Origin of the sequence: Marinisporobacter balticus, assembly GCF_004345705.1 — a bacterium.
Classification (GTDB): domain Bacteria; phylum Bacillota; class Clostridia; order Peptostreptococcales; family Thermotaleaceae; genus Marinisporobacter; species Marinisporobacter balticus.
Window position 1 is genome coordinate 1 of record NZ_SLWV01000053.1, and the last position, 6,299, is coordinate 6,299.

4 protein-coding genes are annotated in these 6,299 nt (G+C 28.7%); all 4 read right to left on the minus strand.

What is annotated here, in order from left to right:
* Positions 1 to 76: 76 nt before the first annotated feature.
* Positions 77 to 487: a hypothetical protein gene (locus EV214_RS18210; protein WP_132248391.1), complete on the minus strand. Its 411-nt coding sequence runs from the start codon at positions 485 to 487 to the stop codon at positions 77 to 79.
* Positions 488 to 489: 2 nt separating this feature from the next.
* Positions 490 to 1,524, minus strand: a complete 1,035-nt coding sequence (locus EV214_RS18215) for a DUF3696 domain-containing protein (RefSeq protein WP_132248393.1) — start codon at positions 1,522 to 1,524, stop codon at positions 490 to 492.
* Positions 1,517 to 2,773: a DUF262 domain-containing protein gene (locus EV214_RS18220; RefSeq protein ID WP_165916473.1), complete on the minus strand. Its 1,257-nt coding sequence runs from the start codon at positions 2,771 to 2,773 to the stop codon at positions 1,517 to 1,519. The genes EV214_RS18215 and EV214_RS18220 overlap by 8 nt, the downstream gene beginning before the upstream one ends.
* A gap of 99 nt (positions 2,774 to 2,872) precedes the next feature.
* Entirely contained in the window at positions 2,873 to 6,202 is a 3,330-nt protein-coding gene (pglX, locus tag EV214_RS18225; RefSeq protein ID WP_243116725.1) for a BREX-1 system adenine-specific DNA-methyltransferase PglX, read from the minus strand.
* Positions 6,203 to 6,299: the final 97 nt, after the last annotated feature.

The following is a 6,299-nucleotide window of genomic DNA, read 5'->3' on the forward strand; positions in this document are numbered from 1 at the left end:
TTTGTTTGAATCGGTCATGGTTATTCTCCTTTGTCTTAATAAATTTATTGTACATGACCTTAAAATATCTGTCTAATTAATTGTAACCTATCCAAATTGTACTTTCTCTAAATTTAGGATGCTTAAATGACATTACTGATATATTTCTCTCAAGTGCTTCTGCTAAACAATATGCTTTAATTTTTTCTGTATATTCACACTTATATATAGACTCATTATCTGAAAATAACTCTTCCTCCCAAAAAGGAGCAGCTAATAAACTTTTTAATCTTGCTATCTCTGCACTCCCCTTAGAACCCATTAATTGCATCAAACTCTTTTCTTTTGTAACCATCAACGAGTATGTTTCGTATCCAGATAATATATCCATATCTAAATTTTCTATAATCTTAAACATAGGCAAAGTTTCTTCTGCTAAACTATCAAAAAATTCATCGACATCCTTAAATTGTCCAGTTAATGAGAAATCATTTATTATAACGCTCATAACTATATACCAAGCATTCTATCTAAATCTATTTCAAACTGATCAAATAAGTCCTGTGGTAGATCAATAATTCTACCTCTTTTAGAAATTTTAATTTCACTATTTATTGTACAATTTCTATTATCTAAGCTTAAGAAATTAATAGACACCTCTTCATTAGATATCGCACTATTTGCTATGGCTACCCTTAGTCCATTAAAGAAATGGTCGCTATGTGTTTCAATTATTAACTGTCTATTTGCTTTTGAAATAAAGATAAAAAATTCTGTTAACCTAGATTGTGCTTTAGGATGCAAATGAATTTCTGGATTTTCAATGATAAGTGTTTCATTTTCTTCTAGTGATAAACACATAATAATTATGCTAATTAAATAACTTAATCCAGACCCTGTGTTTTTTGTTCTTACCTTTATACGACTTACTCCGCTAAATTGAGCTTTTAATTTATCTGTTTGCTTTATATCTTCTGTATTTAATCTACCACCTATAATGTGATCGAACCAATAGTTAACATTATATCCCAATGTTTTACTTACATTATCAACCAATAATGTTTCATCAATTACTTTATTTATATTTCTATCAAAATATGATAAGCAATACTCTCCTTGTAATCCAAACTTATAAATTTCCTTTGTGTTTTTTTCATAAGTATCCATATGTCCTATACGAGCTGCTGATAAATAATATAAGCCTTTGTCAAATGTTATATTAGACTTTGAAAAGTCGTTACTTCTAGATGAAGATTCTGAATCATCGAAAAACAATTCACAACTACCAGTGTTATCCTCAATATTAATCATTACATTTTTTGCATTCGTATTTAAATTTCTTAGTTCTCTAAATTCTCCCATTGATACTAAATTACCATTTAAATTAGGTTTACTATTTGACACGTTTTGACTTACCAATAATAAACTTTGTATTATTGTTGATTTTCCAGATGAATTAACTCCCACCAATAAATTCAAATTATTAAATTTCAATTTAATATTATCTATGGATTTAAATCCTTTTACCATTAAACTATTAATCACCTATTATCACCTCTATACCTTCTTCTGAACTCCGAGAATCAATCCAAGAGTCATTGATTATTACCTCTATAAATTGTTCTGAAATTTTCTCAAATCTATCATTCACTTTATTAACAGCATCTCTATGGTTAGCAATATTATCTAAAAAAATCTTATCATTAATCAATGCAAAATACTTTTCTTTTATAATTTCATCTAAATTCACATTATCTCCAAGAGTTATCATAATATAAACCAATACCTCAAATACATTCATGTTAATAGGTGATTTATTTCCTTTTTCACTTCTTGCCAACCTAAATGCATCTTCCCCTAAGATTCTATTTGCATTTTCCATAGCTATTTTAAATTTTTCTTCTAAATTAATTAAAATTGTTTCTTCTACAAAATTTAAATATTCCATAGTTTTGCCTAAAAAGTCATCAATATCACCTTCATATTCAATTAATTTTCCTTGCTCATCCGTTAATAATTTTTCAATCCATAAATAAAAAGCTATTGATCTTAATATTATATATTTATCTTTCATTCTCTTTGATTTTAATCCATTAGCTGTAGCTATCTTAAATAACTGATCTTTAGATAATTTTTCTAATAATTTTGTTGAATTCCCTTGATATAGTGCATTTCTCATTTCTTGATTATTTAATGGGGTTCCACCCCTATTTACCCTATCAAACACATGAAATTTAACTGTATCTGGAGTAGGTGGTTTTATTATTTGCATAATTAATTGATAGTCTTCTATCTTTGATTGATATATGGGGTCAATTTCATCAAATTTTTTATCTGATAAATTTCTTAATATCTTTAATTCTGTTAATGTAAATTTATTGTCTAAAAATTCAAAAAAAGCAGTTAATCTTTGTCTGCCATCAACAACAATTAAATTTCCAAACTTATCTTCTGATAAATACATTATGGGTATAGGCAACCCCATTAATACACTTTCGATTAATTCAGATTGTTGCTTTCGGTTCCATACTTTTTCTCTTTGAAAATCACTATCTAGAATTATTTGATTTCTTTTATCTGTTTTAGTATATTCAGTTGAATCACTTTTCTGTGTTTTTGTTCTATCATGTTTTCTTTTTAATTCGAATACAGAAAAATAACCTGGATCTATTTTAATATTTTCTAATGAATATATATTGTATGATTCCTTTTCAGGATTTAATGAATCTTCTCCGTCTAGCTCAGGATTTTTATTATCTATTCCATATTTTTCTTTATCAGCACGCTCTATCAAAATCTACACCTCTCTTATTTTCAAACTAACTTTCATATGAAAATATTGAATCTATTAATTTAATACAAGATATGCTTATACATACCCTGTATTAAATTACTATATCTTTGCTATTAAATCCATCTTAACTTCCTTATCCTTAGAGTTAATAACCTTAACCCCTTGGAATTTAGCATAGTTCACCTTAACCCCATCATCTAAATCGATAGATATTTTCTCATTTGCTAAATGGGCTACTACTTGATCATACTCTCTACATTCTTCTATCTGCTTCGCTATTCTACCTATCTTCTTCTTAGCAGCAGTTCTATCTTTTGCAGTGTATTCTTCTGAATCTACTATTTCTTGTTGCCTCTTAACTTGTGCTTCATACTTTCTTTGTAATGTATGAAGATAATCGGTTCTAACCTTTGCAACAGTTTGTTCATTGTATCTATGCATATAAACTAAAGCCTTAAATCCATCATTTTTACCAGACTCAAACATCCAGTAAATAGGTCTCTTTTTATAAACCTTTAAGTGATCCTTATAAAAATCCTTAATAAAGTATCTTCTAATCGCCTGCCTCACAGTTTCAGAAGACTTTCTACCAATAGAATCCGCAATAAAATCTAAGTTTTCTTCTAAAGTTTCATCACTATAAACAGTTCTAACAAATTCAATAAATCTTGAAACCATATCATCCTCAAAATATTCATCCTCTGTTATAGGAATAACATTATTGATGTCAGGCATAAAAGTAGCATCCACCCATGAATTTGATATAATATTACCCTCTTCGTCCTTCTCTATCTTTCTAACCTTTTTATCCTCTAAATTCCACTTATCTTTAAAGTCCCCACCAGCATAAACAAGACCTTCCACATCAATAGAATATCTACCAAGCATACACCCAACAGCATAAGAAATAAATGATTTTATATCCCTTTCTCTATCTGCTTTTCTAATCGTTATGTCTTTATCCTCAACTTCTGGAGTTAATTCTTCTTGTAAACCATAAATATCAATAAATATTCTGTTTAATTCTTCTTCATTACTCTTCAACTGAATAAAAGCCTCTTCACATTCAGTTTCCCATATAGTAAATACTGAACTTAATTTGTATTGTTCACCTTTATCTAGTAACTTTAATAATGGATGGATTTTGAAATCCCATGAGGTTTCAAATGAATTCCAATCTATTCTCGAAATATACATACACTGATTTACAACTTTCTTGATGTCACTATTATTATAGTTAATTTTTTCATTGAACGGTATTTTAGAAACATCTCCTAACTGATAAGACAAAGTAGGATTTAATATTTGTAATACCTTACAACTAATTTTAGAATTTAATAACCCTAATAATAGACTATAGTCCTTATCGTCAACATAAAATGCGGAACCAGTTATATCGTGTGTTACATCCTGTCTTAACTCTCTAAAAGTAGGATCAGATGTAGACATTAAATTGAAACTTATTCCTCTCTTATACCAATATTGTTCAGTAATTATTCTGCAAATTTTATCATTTTTATAATGATTTCTTGCCTCATTACTCCAATTTATTATATAACTAAAATTACCATACCACTTCCTTGAGCCTCCACCTTTAGTATATAATAACCACTTATGTCCAATACCGATAAAAGAATCATCTACTTCCCAAAACCATCTCAAAAATTTATCATTATTTCCTGTTAAATTTTGACCTACCGTATGGATTTTTTTATCAATTGATCTCAACTTAAATATAGTTCTAAATTTTGGTGTAATCCAATATGCAATAGGATACCCGTCTATAACTTTTAGTGATTCTCCACTACACAAATATACCTTTTCTCCATTAAGATAAGCATATTTCTTTTCATCTGATGACATATATAATTTAACATCACTGTATTTACTAAGATATTTATTTAAACTTCTATTTCTTATAGTAAAAGTTGTTGCTTGAACTACTTCCCCGCTTATTTCATCAAACGCACGCGATCCTAAATGCGCCATGGATTGTATAGTTTTCGTATCTACAATTTTTTTTCTTATCTTTTCAAAATACTGTAGAAACATCCATGAATGCATTGTAATCATCGACAAATATTCATTGTATTTAACATAATTAAGTCCTTTTACTATAAATACTGTAGATAAATCATTTTTTGCCTCATTAAAATTCACATCCAAAAAATTCTTCAACTTATTCCCCATATTTCTTCTTCCCATATAAGGTGGATTAGTAATACACACCTCATACTTCCTACTCATTATTTCTGCCTGCTTAATTATTGTAGGCAGTTTATCTAAAAGTAACCTTCTATAATCAGCAAACATTAAATTATCTTCTTTTCTAATTTCATCTAATCTTTGTTTTAATGCGTCAAAGTTTATTTTTTCAACTTCAAGTATAGACCCATATTCCTTAGCGTCATTAAAGGTTTCAACTAAATATTCAATATCTTTTCTTAACTCTTCATTATCTCCTACAAAGTAATCAATCGCTTCCTTAGATATTCCATTACTTTCTTGTATTGAACATAAATTTAATTCTAAGTGTTCTCTTTCTATCTCTCTAAACAATCTTCTATTGTAGTGCCTTGCCTTCATTATTAAAGCAAAACTTGCTAGTTGTGATGCTCTGTCGTCTATATCTAATCCATATAAATTATTTTGCAGAATCAATCTCGGTATTTCTCTTTCTGAATACCCTGCACTTTTGTATATTTCATAAAAAACATCAAAGGCATAAACTAATATATGTCCTGATCCCATGCATGGATCTAGTACCTTTATATCTTCTGGTTTTAGTTTGCTGTGTTCTTCTCTTATTTTCTTTAATTCTTCTTCTACCTCTGGCTCTTGCTGTGCTTCTTCTAGGTAGTATTTCCATTTTCCTTGAAGTTCCTCATTTGGATGTCCTTCTAACCATAGTCTGCCTAATGCGTTTTCTACCATATACTTAACGATCCATTTTGGAGTAAATAATTGTGTTGCAGCTGGTATGTTTTCTTTTGTTATTTTTATATTCTTTTTTAAAGCTGCAAATACTTCATCCTTCTTTTCTGATATGTAGTATTGATACATCCAACCTATTATTTCTACTTCTTCTTTCCAGTCTGATTCTTCTATATCATCTACCATTTTTCTTATTACTGACCCTTCTTCTAAAAGATTATCTGGGAGTAATAATTCTGTGTAATCACTTATCTTTTCAAACATTTGAGGTATGATCTCCCCAAGTTTATTACATTGTCTTACTAAAATATGCTTATAAACCTCTTCTCTATCTTCTGTTTTACCACTATCTAAAAGTTCATATATATGCTCTGCATTTAAATTTAATTCCTCTATTACTTCTGAGACTCTAGTTAAAACATCTGGTTCTGTTTTTCCTTCTACTTCTGATGAAAGAACTCTTATTCCACTTGGAAGATAATCATTTACTTCCATGTATTGTCGATTCTCAAATTAAAGTAGCAAAAATTCTCGGATTAAATGGGTATACAATAGGATAAAAAATCAAACGGTTCTCAGATTAAATAATTTG

Bases quoted from the DNA above. Each gene is read 5' to 3' on its own strand.
- pglX (WP_243116725.1), bottom strand. From the start codon at position 6,202: ATGGAAGTAAATGATTATCTTCCAAGTGGAATAAGAGTTCTTTCATCA.
- EV214_RS18210 (WP_132248391.1), bottom strand. From the start codon at position 487: ATGAGCGTTATAATAAATGATTTCTCATTAACTGGACAATTTAAGGAT.